Source organism: Vibrio mangrovi, assembly GCF_024346955.1.
Lineage (GTDB): Bacteria > Pseudomonadota > Gammaproteobacteria > Enterobacterales > Vibrionaceae > Vibrio > Vibrio mangrovi.
The window spans coordinates 697,720-714,718 of the sequence record NZ_AP024883.1; the positions used below are offsets into that span (position 1 = coordinate 697,720).

Consider the following 16,999-nt stretch of genomic DNA (forward strand, 5'->3'; position numbering starts at 1 on the left):
ATAACCGTTATTTTAAATGAAAACAGTTAGATGGCGTGATGCGCCAGATAGGCTTTGGCTGGAGCACTGCCCATATAGCGTGTCAGGGTTTTTTCGGCAACCTGACGGAGATCGACAACAATCAGACCATCCAGCGAATCATGAAAATCCGGGTCGACATTGAAGCAGGCAAATTTGCCATTCAGTCCCAGATACTGGCGTAGCAGGACAGGAACGCCTTTGCCTTCGTCTATCCGGGCAATCACTTTCGACAGCAGTTGCAAATCAGCCAGTGCACTGAGCAAATGAATATTCCAGTCATGGTGTTTGCGTTTTGGCAGTGGGTTGGTTGGTTTGACCAACTGAGCCTGCTCAGGATCGTAGTAATTTAGAGTCATGGTCTGGGCCAGCAGTTGACGGGCATCGTCACTATATTCATTGCTGATGCTAACCGGACCAAACAGGTGGGTGTACTGAGGATTCCGGGTCACAAAGGTTGCGATCCCTTTCCACAGCAGAAGCAGTGAAGCCATGCTTTTCTGATAGGGTTGCGCGACGACTGAGCGTCCCATTTCTATCGCTTTACCCATCTGATGGATAAAACGGGGATCGTAATCAAACAAAGTGCTGGAATAGAGTCCGGCCAGACCATGGGTTGCCATCAGTTGATCCACAAGCCCCAGACGGTACGCACCGACTAGTTGATCTGCTTCACGATCCCAGATAAACAGATGCAGATAAGAGCGATCGAATTTATCGATATCTAAAGCCAGCCCTGTTCCTTCACCAACCTGACGGAAGTTCATTTCCCTGACCCGGCCGATTTCATGCATGATGCAGGGAATCGATTCGGCTTTGGCACAATACACATCAAATTCGTTGTATTGCAGCATCAGCTCTGTAGCGGATAACCGGGCAAGATCACTTTTGAGTTCTTCAAGTGGGAGTCGCGGGGCAATCGGTGGCAGGGTGAGATCGCCTTCTTGCTTATTACGTTGTTTTTGTGTGGCCGGATTGAGCAGATAAGTATTAAAACGCAGGTAATGAACTAACTGCTCGTCATTCAGCGGTGTTATTTCTTTATACTGAATGGGTTGGCCGATGGCGATCTCAATTGCGCGGGATTTTTTATTGAGTAATTCCCGCCCTAGCATCAGCGTTCTCAACAGCGGGTGGATTTTCCCGGCCATATAAAAACGCCTGGAGTTTTGCCCGTTAATAAAAATGGGCACTGACGTTGCGTGATGTTTTTTTATCAGGCGGCTGACGGAGTTACTCCACGTCTTATCCTGAAGCCGCTGCTGTTTAATATCGACCAGATGAGACACTTCTCCGGCAGGGAAAATCAAGAGTAAGCCGCCCTGTTCCAGGTGCCGGTGAGCTGCGCGCATTGCTGTTCGGTTTGCCCGCTGTGCCTGACTGGTATTGAAAACATCAACTCCAATAAACAGGGAGTCGAGTTCCGGAACTGTTTTCAGATAATGATTAGCAAGAATTTGTACATCTGAACGGATTTGTAGCAGCATCTCGGCGAGAATTACGCCTTCGACACAGCCGAGTGGGTGGTTGGCAACCACAACCGTCGGCCCAGAAGCAGGAACCTGACTCAGAGAACCTTTGATAATCTGATAATCGATACCCAGAATTTCGAGTGTGAATCTCAGAAATTTCTGGGTATCACATCCTGCCGGACGCTGCGCATAAAACTTATCCAGTTTCGTTAAGCCTGTTGCCCATTCTGCAATGTGTTCTCCGACCCCAAATGGCGTCTTTTTAGGAAGCTTAAAAGGACTGTTCGCTAGCATATCAACCTCGAATCATTATTCTGATCATCATGCTATAGGGGCTTTGTTGCAAAGGTGCTTCAGTTTTATGAGGCTTTCATGTCATGACGGTGACGTTCTGATGACGGCTTGCTCTGGTAAGCGGAAGGTTGAATTCAGTTTGATATATATCAAATATGGTGCACTCATTTTTCGCTGTACAGCCTTTTATCTTGCAGTTACCGACTGAACATTTTATGGTCTTCTTATATTTGTAGACGATCGGTCTATAATTGTCTTTCAACCGAATCAACAGAGATTAACCAGAGGGAAATTATGTTTCAGGCTATTTATATCGACAAGCAAGGCGATGACTACCAATGTTCTCTGAAAACCTTACAGGACCAGGACTTTCCTGAACATGGCGATGTCACGGTGCGAGTGGAATATTCCACTCTGAACTTTAAAGACGGGCTGGCAATTACCGGGAGTTCTCCGGTTGTCCGGACATTTCCTCTGGTTCCCGGAATCGATTTTTCCGGTGTTGTTGAATCGAGCCGGAATCCTGATTTCTCTGCGGGCCAGCGGGTATTCATCAATGGCTGGGGATTGGGTGAAAAATACTGGGGCGGTCTGGCGCAGAAAGCGAAAGTCCCGGGAGAATGGTTACTATCGGTTCCGCAGACACTGAGCACCTATGATGTTATGGCGATTGGAACCGCAGGTTATACAGCGATGCTGGCAGTGATGGCGTTGGAGAAGCATGGTGTGTTGCCGGAGAGCGGTCCGGTTCTGGTGACCGGGGCAAATGGCGGTGTCGGTGGGTTTGCTATCGCATTTCTGGCGAAGCTGGGCTATCAGGTGGTTGCATCGACCGGTCGTCCGGAAGAGACAGAGCGACTGCACAAGTTGGGTGCATCAGAGATCATCGACCGGCAGAGTCTGTCTCAACCGGGAAAACCACTGGCGAAAGAACGTTGGGCCGGAGCCATTGATTCTGTCGGCAGTCATACGCTGGCGAATGTCTGTGCTTCAACGGTCTATGGTGGTGTGGTTGCTGCCTGTGGGTTGGCTCAGGGGATGGATTTCCCGGCCACTGTTGCACCATTCATTCTCCGGGGTGTGACACTGGCTGGAATCGACAGCGTGATGTGTCCGATGGAAACAAGACGTCTGGCATGGGAGAAAATTGCTGGTCTGATTGATTCAGACCTGATTGCTCAGGCCAGTACGACGATCGGTATGTCGGATGTGATTGAAACCGCCCAGTCTTTACTGGAAGGAAAAGTAAAAGGCCGGGTTGTTGTCGATGTCAATCAGGAGTAATTGAGTGCACCGGGGACATTTGTCCCCGGTTGTGTTTCTTTTATACAGACGAATAGACTACCTTTTGACCCGACAGTTTTAGCTCAGATTATTTCCCGATACTGATCATTTCCCGACACAGATTATTTTCGAATACAGATAGTTGACTGAAAATAGGTCCAGAATTCATCCAAAGGTTTTACGCTCTGAAAGAGCTTTGAACGCATAACGGCACCTTCCCAGCCAGACCAGAAAATGACGGCTAGCTGTTGTTCATCGGCGGTGTCCGGAATTTCACCACTTGTCTTTGCCTGACTCAGACAGTTTGCCAGCCGGGTCTGCCAGTCCATCAGAATCGATTGTAAATGCTGGGAGAATTCTTCAGAAAGCTGAGGAACTTCCTGCATCATATTTCCGACCAGACAGCCGCGTTTGAAATCATATCTTGCCATTCCGGCTTTGGCATCGGTGACAAAGCTTTCGATACGGGACAGTGGAGAAAGTGTTTCATTTTGCAGATGTTTATCCAGTTTCCTGGCGAAATAGCAGCCATAGGATTCTAATACCGCATGACCGAATGCTTCTTTGTTCTGAAAATAATGGTAAAACGACCCTTTGGGAACCTGAACACTTTTCACGATCGAATCAATTCCGGCTGACATAAATCCGTTCTGAGTAATAAGTGCCAGTCCGCTACGGATAAGCTCATCCCGGGTGTCACCGTACCCCCGTTTTATTTTGGGCGGGCGGCCACGGCCACGTTTTTCTTTTTGTTCCTGTACCACAATGCCTCTGAACTGTTGAAGTAAACCAAATAAGCCTGAAGTCTCTGTTCTTCCGATCCTCGTGAGAGCATAACGTAAAATGCGACACAGGCAAAAATGATCATGAGATAAATGGGCGGGTTGCATGGTTATAAGAATACTAACGATTGTATTCTAAACCGGAGATTGCAATCGCGTTGTTTGCTGCTTGCTGAACTTTGATGAACTAACGCCGGTTACGTTGGTAAACACCGGAAACAGAATGGTGTTGAAGCGTGGGCTTATCACATTTCTGTCACCTAAATTCCCCTGATGAGCTATTTATGTCTATATCAATAATAAGGGTGTGGGCTTCTGCATCATTTACTGTGTAACACCATCAGGTGATTCTGGTGACTGAGGAGCAATGGAAAAACTGATATTTCCTCTGATAGCCGGATTGGGGGCAACCGCGACGATTAGTATCCTGGTCTGGATAAATACTATGGATGAAGATTGTATGTGGGTGATTGCACCATTCGGGGCGACAACGGTTCTGGTATTCGGTGCTCCTTATAATCCGATGGCTCAGCCAAAGAATGTGATTCTTGGTCATTTACTGACGGCTTTTATCGGCTTGGTTACCCTGAAATTTTTTGGGGTGACACCAACTTCTCTTGCTGTATCCGTCGGCATATCACTTGCGGCGATGCTCATCACTCAGACGATGCATCCGCCGGCTGGCGGAAATCCACTGATTATCATGCTCACCGGTCAGGACTGGCAGTTTATGATTACTCCGATATTGATCGGTGTTTGTGTGATTGTCCTGTTTGGCCGGATCGTCCGATGGTGCCGTGAAAAATACCGGTATGTGTGACTGAACCCGGCCAGTCGATGTCCTCCCGAATTATTTCAATAATCCAGTTGTAGTGAGAATTATCAAAATAAAAACAGTGACTTGAGTCATCGTGATGCTACTGCGAAAATCGATCACATATTCTGATAATATATTTGTGTTTTCAGAAGGCTATTCTATATTTAAAAGTTATCTGTACGTTAAGTGGGTGCTGTGTCGCCAATGTCGGCTTTGTCTCCGGATCAAACCTGAGGGTTTCGTTGTATGGATTAGGAAGTACTGACTGAATTTATTTCTGATTTTTTGGTCGAATAAGAACAAGGTGTTTGGGTTTGGTTGTTAACTAACTGATTTGTATTGTTATATGCATATTTATTGTTATCAGTTGCCGCCAAACGACAAAGCGAATATATCTTTGAGGAAGTTTACATTGTATAGAATAAAAGCCCTGCTTGGTCCTTTATATCCAATTATTAGTGCTGCAATTGTTTTTATCATCCTTTTTACTTTATCCCGGTTTGGTCTTTCTCTATGGCAGATTGAACGTGTGAACGATACTCATGGATGGGTGAATATCTTCTGGGGCGGGTTACGGGTTGATGTCGCATCGGTCTGCTATTTATTGGTTTTACCTGCACTGCTTTCATCCATTTTTTCAGGTGACCACGTTATCGGACGTTTCTGGCATGTGATTCTGCGTATTTGGATTACCGCTGGGTTATGGTTGGTTGTGTACATGGAAGTGGCAACCGTCCCGTTTATTCAGGAGTATGATCTTCGTCCTAACCGACTGTTTGTCGAGTACCTGATTTACCCGAAAGAAGTCTTCGGTATGCTCTGGACCGGATACAAACTGGAACTCTTTATCGGTCTGGTGACTTCTGTACTGACGGTTTTTATTGGCTGGCGCTGGTCTGAAAAGCTGGTTACCAATCTTTCGTTTCCCCGCTGGTACTGGCGTCCGGTGATTGCAGTTGTGGCTGTTGCTTTGGGTGTGATGGGGGCAAGATCGAGTTTTGAACACCGCCCGATGAATCCGGCAATGGTGGCTTTTTCCAGTGATCCACTGATGAACGATTTCGCTCTGAACTCTTCTTACTCGGTGATTTTTGCTGCAAAACAGATGGGCTCTGAAGCGAGTGCTTTTCAGTTTTACCCTAAAATGGCAAAAGAAAAAATTATCGAAGAAGTGAAAGATTCGATGAATGTTGATCCTAAAGATTTTGTCATGGAATCTTCTACCGAAACGAGTATGCCGACATTAGCTCGTCATCAGGCTCAGTATCAGGGAAAACCTAAGAATATTGTTATTCTGCTGTTAGAAAGTCATGGTGCTCAGTTTGTGAAAAGTCTGGGAGGAATTGATGCTTCGCCGAATCTGGATCGTCTGATCAACGAAGGGTGGGCTTTTACCCGGATGTATGCGACGGGAACCCGTTCGGTACGTGGAATCGAAGCTGTCACAACCGGGTTTACCCCGACACCGGCTCGTGCGGTTGTTAAACTGGGTAAAAGCCAGACTAACTTCTTCACTATTGCTGATCTGTTGAAAAAGCGCGGTTACCACACTCAGTTTATTTATGGTGGTGAGAGCCACTTTGATAATATGAAGAGCTTTTTCCTCGGTAACGGCTTTGTTGATATGCAGGATTTTCCGACATTTGAGTCTCCTGAATTTGTGGGGTCGTGGGGTGCTTCCGATAGCGATCTGTATAAAAAAGCAGACCAACAGTTTACCCGGTTAGATGCTCAGAATAAGCCGTTTTTCAGCCTGGTTTTCTCATCTTCAAACCATACGCCGTTTGAATTCCCGGATAGACCGTTTGAACTGTATAACCAGCCGAAAAATACCCTTGAAAATGCAGTGAAGTACGCTGACTATGCTTTGGGGGAATTTGTGAAAAAAGCCAGACAGTCGGCTTACTGGAATGACACCATATTTGTTGTGGTTGCTGACCATGATGCCCGTACCAGCGGTAACTTACCGGTTCCTATCGGTCATTTTAAAATCCCGGCAATTATCTTTGGCGGAGGCATTGAACCCAGAAAAGATGATCGTTTGGTGAGTCAGATCGATTTGCCGCCGACCTTGCTGTCTCTGGCTGGTATCAATAGTATCAATCCTATGGTCGGGAATGATATGACGAAAGAAGTACCGGCAGATAAACAGCGGGCATTGATGCAGCGTGATAAGAACTTTGGCTGGATGACTGCCGATAATCAGGTTGTTGTGATCCGTCCTGAGCAGGGGATTACAACTTACGAGTATGATCCGAAGAATGATACCTTAACGGATCATCCGGTCAGTGAGCAGATTGTCGATAGAGCCCATGCTTATGCGATGTGGGGAAGTCTGGCTTTCAAAGACAATTACTATCAGGCTCAGGATCATTACCAGTAGGATTCGGTTTTTCTGATTGCTTCGGGGCTCTGTTACAACAGAGCCCCGTTTGGTATTTCTGTGTCAGAACCAGATCTGGATTTAAGTCTGTGTGAATCTACAGCTCAACTCTGAACTGGTCTTCAGAGATATGTTCTTTCAGAAAATCGATAAACGTATTGATTTTTTTGCTTCTTCTTTTTCTTTCCACCGAGACCAGAGCAACGATATCCGCATCTGGCAGTGTATATTCCGGCAGTAATACCCGGAGTTTTTCCTGAGCCAGTTCATGGACGACATCCCATTCGGAACGTTGAATGATCCCACATCCTTCGAGTGCCCAGCTTTTGGTTACCTGCCCCACATTACTGGAAAAGAGCGGATTGATTCGGATATGAGTTGTTTCTCCTGAAGATGATTGCTGAAATTTCCACATCGTCACATCTTCATTGTTTTCCCGTAAAACGATGCAGTGATGATGTTCCAGATCCTGCGGTATGGTTAGCGGTGGTGCATCTTGCAGATATTCAGGAGATGCAAGCAGGAAGCGTCTGTTTCTGGCTAACCGGATTCGCGTTAATGACGAATCTTTCAGTTCTCCGATATAAATCATGACATCGGGACTATCATGATGATTCCATCGTGGCGTATCTGATAGTTCTAAATCGATTGAAATCTGTGGGTAGAGACTCTGGAATTCTGCCATGAGCGGTGCGACAATTTTTACTCCGAACCCCAGTGGTGCAACAACCTTTACCCTACCCGAAATTTTCTGTTTACGATGCAGAACCTGCTCCTGAATGGATTCCAGTTCAAGTATGAGTTGTTTGCCTTTTTCAGCCAGAACTTCCCCTTCAGCAGTTAATGCAATCCTCCGGGGGCTTCGTTCGACCAGCTTTACATCCAGTTTTCTTTCCAGATACTGCAATCGTTGTGAAACACTTGGGGGTGTGACATTGAGTTTTCGGGCGGCAGCAGCCAGAGATGAACTGGATGCAACCATAACAAAAAACTCGATTTCCTGTGAATTCAGCATAAAGTTTTACCTTAATATATGAATAGGAAAGCGTTAATTTTTCTTCATGATCAATGATGTTACTTATATTTTCAGGTCTCCTCAAGGTTCAGGGCTTACAACATTTCTGTTCTTGAGGTGTTTTAAATGCATGTGAGCCCAAAACCTGGGTATAGAGAGTATGAGTTGTATGAATGAATTGCTTTGGAATCTGTCTGATCATCTGTATCTGTGGTTATTTGTTGTCGCAATGGTTGCAGGAGTTATTGACTCGATTGCCGGTGGTGGCGGTCTGCTGACTGTACCGGCATTGCTTCTGGGCGGAATGTCGCCGGTGATGGCTTTAGGTACCAACCGTTTTCAGGCTGTGATCGGCGAGACAACGGCATTTCTGACTTTCTGGCGCTACCGACAGATCCAGATGACAGGATTAATGCTGGGCGTGACTTTCACTGCTGGTGGCGCTGTACTGGGATCTTATACGGTGCGTTGGATTGATAAATCATTACTGGAGATGTTGATTCCGGTACTGATGGTTGCGATCTCAATCTATTCGGTTTTTTCCGGGCGACTGAAGCAATCTGTCGTCTCTGAACCCAGAATCAGCCGATACAGTTTTATGTTGCTCTGCGGTGTTGTGATCGGTTTCTATAATGGTTTTTTCGGCCCGGGTACTGGTTCGATCTGGATCATTGCTTTTATTACATTGCTTGGGCTGACGATAAAGCAGGCATCTGTGATGACAAAACCTCTTAATCTGACCGGAAATGCTGTCTCTCTCTGCCTGTTCATCAGTTTTGGGTATGTTGATTATATGGCCGGGATCGTGATGGGGTTCGGGCAGGTTTTCGGAGCGATTATCGGTAGTAAAATCGTGATCAGTAATGGCGATAGAATTGTCCGGCCGGTGTTTATCTCTGTCACTTTACTGATGACCTGCAAACTGGTTTATGAGCAGGTTTCAGCCGATTCTTTATCGGGTCTGTGGACTGCATTCATACACTTTTCAGGTCTGAGCTGATGTCTGATTTCCCTTTACAGATGTCATGATGACGCTGAACAGTATCATTATGCCACCGAGCCATTGTGACCATGACAGAGATTCCTGTAGCCAGAAAATGGCAAAGAGGGCGCCAAATAAAGGTTCACTTCCCATGAGCAGTGCCACTCGTGTCGGGGATATTTTGCGTAGCGCGTCATTTTGAACGTAGAACGCGAATAAAGTACAGCATAAAACCAGATAGACCACTGTCAGCCAGAATTCAGGCTCTGTCGGTAATTTCAGCGCTGAAACCGGCATAGATAGTAAGGATGTGACTATTGCCATCAGTGCAACGATTCCGGACTGTAATGCTGTCAGCGTTGCGGTGGTGATAATTTTTCCTTTGGTCAGTTGTCTGGTGAGCGTGGTCATCAATGCCCGCAGTATGGCTGCACTGAGAATCAGGTAATCTCCTGAGTTGAATGAAAAACTGACTCCCTGATAACCGGTCAGCAGCAGGACACCTAAAACACTACACACGGTCAGCATTACTAAAACACGGCTGACTCGCTGTTTGTTGATCCCGGCTTCAGCAATGGCAGTGAGTACGACTGTCAGACTGATCAGGAAGGCAGCTTTAGCAGCTGAGGTATAGAAGACACCAAAAACTTCGCAGAAAAAGATCGCGGACAGAACCAGTCCGGTCGGGATGGATACTTTCCAGTCCCGATTCATTCCCCGGCGAAAGTCTCTGATGACCACAGGAAGCAAACACAGTGTCGTCATAGAAAAACGAACCGCGATGAATGGCAACACTGCGCTATAAAGCAGAGCACTCTGGGTCAGTCCGTAACTTGTTCCCCAGCAGAGTGCGACCAGCAGTAGCAATATTTCTGTAAACGGGAATTCCAGCGTTTTTTTTCGCAATGGCCGGGTAATGGTTAGCATGTTATTACTCCGCGATGTTTGTTCATCTCAATTGACGTCATGAGTATCTGTCAGTAACTTAAGTGGAACAATATGGTGGTTATGCATAGGATAATTGCGTCATGGACACAAATAAGCTCATTCCATTGCTTTCTGAGATGGCGATTTTCGTCAATGTTGTTGAGTCCGGAAGTTTTTCTAAAGCTGCACATAAGCTTGGCATTGCACCTTCTTCTGTGAGCCGTTCAGTCAGCCGGTTAGAGAATGCATTGCAGGAGAAATTACTGGAAAGAACAACCCGGCAGATGCGACTGAGTCTGACCGGGCAGGAAGTTTTCAGCTTTTGTCGTGAGATGCTGACATCAGCCCAGATGGCCGTCCATGCAGCTCAGGCAGATCGTGATGATGTTTCCGGCTCTTTGCGTATTGCAGCCCCGAAAGCTTTGGCGAAAACATTACTGACACCGATTGTGTTGGATTTTATTCGTGATTATCCCCGCGTTTCTCTACAACTCAAAGTTGCCGACCATTATATTGATCCGATTAGTGATGAAGTGGATGTATTAATTCAGATTACCGATAGTCCGGTGGAAGGATTAGTCGCCAGAACACTAGGGAATTGTCGGCTAATCGTATGCGCCAGCCCGGATTATCTCGAAAAGTATGGAATGCCCGGACATCCGGAAGATTTACGTGATCACAGTTGTCTGTATCTGGGGGAAAATCCCCGGGATCGTTTCTGGGAATTCAGTCGTGCTCAAGATAAATCGGTTGTGAGTGTCAGTGGCCCGTTTGCTGTAAATCACAGTGAAATCAGGCGCGAAGCTGTTTTGCAGGGACTCGGCATTTCGATTTTTCCTGAATTCATGATAACTCCTTATCTGCGATCCCGGCAGGTTGTTGAAGTCCTGCCGGACTGGAAGATCAGAGGAAACTATCAGGGAAAAATTATTGCGCAGTATGCTCAGTCCAGATTTATTCCCAACCAGATTAAAGTTTTTGTTGAATATATCAGAACGAGATTCATATCCGATTCAGGTGTTCAGACTGAGTAGGCGCGGGTGTTAATGGTTCACACACCTATTCTTCCCTGAATGAGCTAACTGCCCTGAGCCGTTAACCTTCAAATGATCTGATAGTTACTTTCAGCGGACCTGATTTACGCATCAATTCGATACCGGTATTTTCCATTGAACCCAGTTTTACCAATCCGCTGGCTCGATGGAAGTTTTCAGTAAAAATCGCGAGATTTCCCCACGGCGCGTAATAAGTCAGATCACCAGCTTTAGCTGCGGTACCTGAAGGTTCTCCCTGAGTTGAAAGGCGTTTGGGCAGATCGCTGATTTTTTCAATCGATGCGTAATCCGTTAAGGTCAGGGTCAGGGGAAGCAGTTCTGCAAAGTCTCGTGCTGCGGCACTGTTATCTAACAGTGTTGCTGTGATGGTTGTGCTTTCAATATCAATACTAATTTTCATTATTTATTCCTTGTGGTGAAGCTGAAGAAAATGATGACTGGATTATATTCTGGCTTCTTCGATACAGGACTGAATATCCCACAAAGCTTCCGTTTGAGAAAGAGAATCACAGACATGTTCTGTCATGTCTGGATTCCCTGTAAATATCATCATTCTTATAAAATGTAGCGTGAAATCATTTATTAACCAGTATGGCACGGTTTTGCGACTGTATTCTGAGTCGCACTGATATCAGCACAAACAGACATCCGACAGCAGCCAGAATGCCATAAGCACAGGCAACCTGTAACAGACTGAATACCTGTGACAGTTGCCCGGCAATCAGGGTTGGAATTGCAGCTCCGGTATAGGATGTTGCGTAAACGACGGACAGTACATTTGCCCTTTCTTCCGGTGCCAGATCGGAAACCATTGACTGGATACTTCCGGTCAGGACAATTCCCTGTGCCAGCCCTGCCAGTGCACTGGTTATCAGAAAAATAACCAGAACGCCGAATTTGAGCGAAAGTAGCAAGCCTCCTAATGAAGCTGTGAACATCAGCATACCGAAAATCTGGGCCTGAACCGGACGAAACCTGCTGGCAATTGATGCTCCCAGAACGCTGGGTGCCATAATTGAAGCAAAGACCAGAGCGGCTGCAACCGCACTGGATGAATGAAGCTGTTCATGAGCCATTGCCGGACCAAAGGCCTGAAAAAAACCACCGACAGCCCAGGTACAGACAAATGTACAGGCTGCGGCGGGGTAGGCTTGACGTGCCGATGGCGGTAACGCCAAGCGAGGAAGGATCGATTTGAGCACTCCGGGCTGGCGAGTCATCGTTTCCCGTCCTTTGGTAATGATCAGAATACAGATCACCAGTAGCGCCAGAACCGCGATATAAGGTAATATCCGGGGATAAGGGCCATATTCGACCAGCGTTCCAGAGCCAATACCACCAAAAGTCAGCCCGGTCATCGGTCCGCAACTGATGACTGCCGGTGCAAGCCATTTCGCTACACCGGAAGAGCTGTCAACAATCCAGGCTGCAATAGCCGTAGAAGCCAGACCGCAGGATAGACCCTGCATGAATCGTCCGGTTAGCAGAGGCATTGGATCGTGGACGAATATGAGTGTAATACATCCAATGGCGGCGATCAGCAAGCTGAGCATTGAGACCATTTTTCTGCCCCAGAAATTCGATAACCGCCCAAACAGAAGCAGAGATATCAATGCTCCGGCAAAATAAACCACAGCGCTTAACGATAGATCACCATAAGTCAGACCATCGACTGAGCGATAAGTCCCGTAGAGAGGAATTGGGGTAGCAGAGGCAGTAAATATAATTACCAGTGATAAGCTACTGCCGAGAAAGGAAACAATGTCTCTTGTAGACTTCATAAACGGTCATTCCTGAGTTTATCAATTCAATGAAGTAATGATTGCAACGAAGTCGAAATGGCATTTCATGTCATAACAAAAAGCCAATACGCTGATATAAAAGTCGTCTGTTGAAAGCAATCTGAGTGTCAGAAAGGTGTTGAATCAGATATTTTACGTTTGGATTAAATTAAAAAAATCAATTATATAGTTAAGATTCTAGTGTTCGCTATTACTGTCTTGAGCGGAAATTACTGCATTGCAGCATTCACAGTAAACAACATGCCTAGTTTATAAACTAAAGCTCCTGAAACAAGAACAATAAAACACTAACAGTTATGAATTTTATTCATCAATACCGATAATTTGACATGTTCCGGAGTTATCCCTGACAGAATTTTCACTTTTCTGTATAGGAGAAGATAAGTATGGAAGTAAAGTCACATTTTCTTTCTTCACCTTTCTTCATATCTTCGCCTTCCCTCTGAACACGGTATGATATGCATACATTCCAAGGCAGAGAATAACAACGTTCATGGGCTATAGCATAATTCAAATCGATCATCTGATGGCTTATGAGTTTGGTCAGGTTGAAGGTGATTTTCTATCTTTGTGTGAATCAGATTTAAAATCGGTCATACCAGCCAGAATGCTGTTTCAGGTTTTTCAGGAGCAGTTAATCAATGGTTATCAGGCTCTGCTGACGGATATGCCGTCATTGCCCTTATTGATACGGGATAAAGATGACACAGGCAACCGATACTGGCGGGTGAATCCTGATGCTGAAGCTAATCTTGCGCCGCTGGCCCGTAAAGCGTATACAGCCAGAGTTGAACTGGTTAATCATGAGCTCAGCTCACCAGTATCAGGGAGTACGTTAAATGCCTCCGCCTCTATTGAATCTTATATCGATCGGGAAGCAGTCAGACTCACTCTGAAAGAGCGGTTACAGAAACAGCGCTTTGAAAACCATATGTTGAATGAACAGGCCTGGGAGATGCTGCTCAAGCAATAGGGTTGTTATATGCTCAATTATTCGCTCTTACGATTAACGCCAATCTGTTGAATGTATTTGTCAACTGATAACAATTTCCAAGTGGTCAATCAAATCAGAAATAACGGTACTTTTTCCGGTACGTGATTCAAAAATGAGTTGATTTTTATTACCGGAATATATTGGAAATTGATTGGCTAAATGGTCAGGGATGTCATAGTTGATAGATAGGGACTTGAACGGTCCGATATGGAACTTTCCCCCTCGATAGTCGGAAAACTCTTTCTTCAGACGATTTGTCCAGCCACTGGTTTCAAAGTGATATTTCACCAGAAAGAAGGTTGGAAAGATCAGATCTTCTTCTATGGGGATCGTTGTGTATGCTGGTGTCGTTTCCCCGATACGGTGCTTAAGTTCAGAGATGTTCAGTTTCTCGATACTCTGTTCTAAAGAATCGTCTACTTTAAAGGCTATACCACTAAATCCTTCAAATGCAGTTCCCTGAATCCCAAAACGGACCTTGAAATTTATGAATTCAAGGTTAATGTCTCCAAAGTTTACACCAACGGAGATGTATTCATCTTTCTCTACCAAAGGCCACGCAAGGGGTAATCCGAGTCTTTCGGCAACTTGATTTGCAACATCTGCAGGATTATCCACCTCAATCATAAGATGATCTATTTCAAACATGCTCTGTTTCTCCTCTTTTTCCTTTTCCATGAAGGAATTGAATCTCATGACTTTAGAATCCATCGACGGTTTACCGATTTGCTAAACGATCAACGTTAATTCAGGCTCGTATGATTGTGAATATGCAACAGGGAAAGGTCAACTAGTCTGAGTAGACACAACAGCAAGCTGATCCTTTTCACATCCTTCGGTGCAAATGGGTCTTCTTTGCCTGTAAATCTAAAAGTTTCGCCTACACTTTAATCATGTGAGTTCATTTGGATATCTTGATGACAGATCAAAACATTGGGCAAATACTTCAGGCCTTCAACAATATTGAATCCAAGATCCAAGAGCAGAATGGCATGTTGCGGGAGCTGACTTCAAAGGTAAAATCACTTGAAGCGCAAAACAAGCAATTGGTTCAAATGGTTCATCGGCTACAAACTCCTTCAACACCTCCGGAGCAGTTTGGGCAGAGCAAAGCTGAGTTTCAGGAAACGGTAACCCGGAGTCTGCGCTCTCTTGAAGATAAGTCGAAGAAAGCGATTGAACTGATTAAAGCCAATGGCGGAGGTAAAAAACGTGCCTGGCCGTAATTATCATTCGACGAGACTGGATAGTTCTGGTTTGAGTTGTCAGTGTGTCGATATGTTATAAACCCAGAGATGACAGTTGTGAAAGGCGGTATTGTTTTGCTCATATCTGAGTCGTTATCTTTTATGTTTCATTTATCTATCAGGTTCCCTGATTCCAGTAAAATAGCACCGTTTTTTATAAATTTTGATGTGTATCAAAATTCATCAGGCTTGGCTCTGAAGAACTGTGATTCTGCTATTTTTGATATAGATGATCTGATCATGTATGGGTTGTAGATAATGGATAATCTGACACTGCTTGAAACATTAGTCATAATCATGAGTATTAATGTTATTTTCACTTTCATTACTTCAGCTCGTGTTAATCGAACTGTTTCAATCGGGTGGCGAATATCCTCTGTGATGGTCTTTACTGGATGTGCACTTCTGGTTATGCAACAGTTGTTGTCTTCATTTTTTTCTATAATTTTATCTAATTATATATTGTTGCTGGGGTTTTATTTTCAGATATATACATCTATTCTCATTGATTTTGGTTATAATGTTTTAAAGAAGAAGTTTATATTTTTCATAAGTTTAGTTTATGCGGCTTCATTCTTGTATTTTACCTATGTGGATTTTAATACAACGGCTAGGATTATTTCTATATCATCTATACTACTTGGATTGTATCTATATGCGATAATAATCCTTTACAAAAAGAATAGTATAAAAATAAAAGAATTATACTATGCTTACATATTTGCATCTGTATTTTATGTCTATAGAATACTATCTACGTTTGATGGTGTTGGGGATGTCAGCTCTTTATTTGATAAAAACATTGTAACTACGCTATCATTTTTATTTTTGATTGTATTTAATCTGTTTTATCTAATCGGTGTTTTTAACTGTATAAATAGAGAAAAAGAGAATGAATTACTTCTGGAAAAAAATAAATTTAAATATTTTCTTGATTTCATTAATGATGCCGCTAAAAATCTGGAGTTATCAGAACTGTATCCTGCTATCGAAAAGGTATTGAGGCTATCATTTGGTGTGGGGACAGCTGCAATTTTTTTAAGAAATGAAGGGGAAAGTGAATATTCTCATTCAGTTGTATATGACTTTAATGATCTAGAACTTCCTATCCAAAAATTGAGTAAGACGATCAAATTAGGAGAAGGAATGTCAGGAAAAGCTGTACAAAAAGATAAAGTGCTAAGAATTGACATTGAACAATACCCTAATAGAGAAATTGCGATCGAGTGTCAATTAAAGGGTGCAACGCAAATGGTTGCTATTCCTCTTAAAATATCAGGAGATATTATTGGTGCGATAACGATGATTTATTCTAATGGACATCAGAGAGTATACACATTAGATAATAAATTCTGTTATACACTTGGTGAACAAATTGCATTATTAATACAAAATGCATTAAATTATAAAAAAATACAATCGTTGGCAAATTCTGATCCTATGACTCATCTTTTTAACCGAAGAAAAGGTGTGGAAATTTTTTCATTAGAATTAAAACGATTAAGCAGAAATGATAATAAGCTAACAGTAGCTATGTTGGATTTAGATAATTTTAAAAAGATTAATGATACATTTGGGCATGAATGTGGTGATTCTGTTATCAAAAATGCAGCAAACATGTTTAAAGAAATATGCCGGGAGACTGATTATATTTTTCGCTGGGGAGGAGAAGAATTTCTCATCTTATTTATTGATACCGATATTTCCGGAGCTTATTCCATAGCAGAACACATGCGCAGCCGTATTGAGAGAAATTCAATTCCCTGCATTGATTCTTTTCCCTCAACTATCAGTATCGGACTTGCAGAAACGTCGGGTGATGAAACGATGGATCAGGTACTCAGTCGGGCAGATAAGGCGCTGTACAGTGCTAAAGATAAGGGAAGGAACAGAGTAGAGGCTTCCTATTGATGAGAGTTATGACAAA

The 16,999-nt window shown here is 44.1% G+C and carries 15 protein-coding genes; 8 read left to right on the top strand and 7 right to left on the bottom strand.

Annotated features, from left to right (window positions below):
* Nucleotides 1-26 precede the first annotated feature (26 nt).
* Nucleotides 27-1,784 carry a lysophospholipid acyltransferase family protein gene (locus OCU74_RS03115; RefSeq protein ID WP_087480205.1) on the bottom strand — a complete coding sequence of 586 codons (1,758 nt, stop codon included), beginning with the start codon at nt 1,782-1,784 and terminating at the stop codon, nt 27-29.
* 294 nt (nt 1,785-2,078) lie between these two features.
* Here OCU74_RS03115 and acuI point away from each other — a divergent pair, with 294 nt between their 5' ends.
* On the top strand, nt 2,079-3,068 hold the full coding sequence (gene acuI, locus OCU74_RS03120; protein ID WP_087480206.1) for an acrylyl-CoA reductase (NADPH): 990 nt from the start codon (nt 2,079-2,081) through the stop codon (nt 3,066-3,068).
* 122 nt (nt 3,069-3,190) lie between these two features.
* On the opposite strand, the gene acuR is transcribed toward acuI, so the two are convergent.
* Entirely contained in the window at nt 3,191-3,832 is a 642-nt protein-coding gene (gene acuR, locus OCU74_RS03125; RefSeq protein ID WP_234993560.1) for an acrylate utilization transcriptional regulator AcuR, read from the bottom strand.
* A 385-nt stretch (nt 3,833-4,217) separates the two neighbouring features.
* Here acuR and OCU74_RS03130 point away from each other — a divergent pair, with 385 nt between their 5' ends.
* Both OCU74_RS03130 and OCU74_RS03135 read left to right on the top strand, forming a co-directional pair.
* Nucleotides 4,218-4,670 (top strand): HPP family protein, encoded by a 453-nt coding sequence (locus tag OCU74_RS03130; protein ID WP_087480208.1) that lies wholly within the window; start codon nt 4,218-4,220, stop codon nt 4,668-4,670.
* A gap of 409 nt (nt 4,671-5,079) precedes the next feature.
* Nucleotides 5,080-7,050, top strand: a complete 1,971-nt coding sequence (locus OCU74_RS03135; RefSeq protein WP_200807684.1) for an LTA synthase family protein — start codon at nt 5,080-5,082, stop codon at nt 7,048-7,050.
* Between the two features lie 97 nt (nt 7,051-7,147).
* Here OCU74_RS03135 and OCU74_RS03140 read toward each other — a convergent pair whose 3' ends face one another.
* Nucleotides 7,148-8,065, bottom strand: a complete 918-nt coding sequence (locus OCU74_RS03140; RefSeq protein WP_087480210.1) for a LysR family transcriptional regulator — start codon at nt 8,063-8,065, stop codon at nt 7,148-7,150.
* A gap of 169 nt (nt 8,066-8,234) precedes the next feature.
* Between OCU74_RS03140 and OCU74_RS03145 the strand changes: the two genes are divergently transcribed.
* Nucleotides 8,235-9,065, top strand: coding sequence for a TSUP family transporter (locus tag OCU74_RS03145; protein WP_087480211.1), 831 nt, complete (start codon nt 8,235-8,237; stop codon nt 9,063-9,065).
* Here the strand turns inward: OCU74_RS03145 and OCU74_RS03150 are convergent.
* Nucleotides 9,051-9,974 carry a DMT family transporter gene (locus OCU74_RS03150; protein WP_087480212.1) on the bottom strand — a complete coding sequence of 308 codons (924 nt, stop codon included), beginning with the start codon at nt 9,972-9,974 and terminating at the stop codon, nt 9,051-9,053. The genes OCU74_RS03145 and OCU74_RS03150 overlap by 15 nt on opposite strands.
* A gap of 101 nt (nt 9,975-10,075) precedes the next feature.
* Between OCU74_RS03150 and OCU74_RS03155 the strand changes: the two genes are divergently transcribed.
* Entirely contained in the window at nt 10,076-11,008 is a 933-nt protein-coding gene (locus OCU74_RS03155; RefSeq protein WP_087480213.1) for a LysR family transcriptional regulator, read from the top strand.
* Nucleotides 11,009-11,069: 61 nt separating this feature from the next.
* Here OCU74_RS03155 and OCU74_RS03160 read toward each other — a convergent pair whose 3' ends face one another.
* Together OCU74_RS03160 and OCU74_RS03165 are read right to left on the bottom strand one after the other, a co-directional pair.
* On the bottom strand, nt 11,070-11,429 hold the full coding sequence (locus tag OCU74_RS03160; protein WP_087480214.1) for a cyclophilin-like fold protein: 360 nt from the start codon (nt 11,427-11,429) through the stop codon (nt 11,070-11,072).
* Between the two features lie 175 nt (nt 11,430-11,604).
* Complete coding sequence (locus tag OCU74_RS03165; RefSeq protein ID WP_087480215.1) at nt 11,605-12,810, bottom strand: MFS transporter; 1,206 nt, start codon at nt 12,808-12,810, stop codon at nt 11,605-11,607.
* Nucleotides 12,811-13,324: 514 nt separating this feature from the next.
* On the opposite strand from OCU74_RS03165, the gene OCU74_RS03170 reads away from it, so the two are divergent.
* Nucleotides 13,325-13,804: a hypothetical protein gene (locus OCU74_RS03170; protein ID WP_087480216.1), complete on the top strand. Its 480-nt coding sequence runs from the start codon at nt 13,325-13,327 to the stop codon at nt 13,802-13,804.
* A gap of 60 nt (nt 13,805-13,864) precedes the next feature.
* On the opposite strand, the gene OCU74_RS03175 is transcribed toward OCU74_RS03170, so the two are convergent.
* Complete coding sequence (locus OCU74_RS03175) at nt 13,865-14,503, bottom strand: VOC family protein (RefSeq protein WP_200807685.1); 639 nt, start codon at nt 14,501-14,503, stop codon at nt 13,865-13,867.
* Between the two features lie 239 nt (nt 14,504-14,742).
* Between OCU74_RS03175 and OCU74_RS03180 the strand changes: the two genes are divergently transcribed.
* Both OCU74_RS03180 and OCU74_RS03185 read left to right on the top strand, forming a co-directional pair.
* Nucleotides 14,743-15,051, top strand: coding sequence for a hypothetical protein (locus tag OCU74_RS03180; RefSeq protein WP_087480217.1), 309 nt, complete (start codon nt 14,743-14,745; stop codon nt 15,049-15,051).
* A 279-nt stretch (nt 15,052-15,330) separates the two neighbouring features.
* The gene (locus tag OCU74_RS03185) at nt 15,331-16,983 is read left to right on the top strand and encodes a sensor domain-containing diguanylate cyclase (RefSeq protein ID WP_087480219.1); all 1,653 of its coding nucleotides are present in this window, start codon (nt 15,331-15,333) and stop codon (nt 16,981-16,983) included.
* The last annotated feature ends 16 nt before the right edge of the window (nt 16,984-16,999 follow it).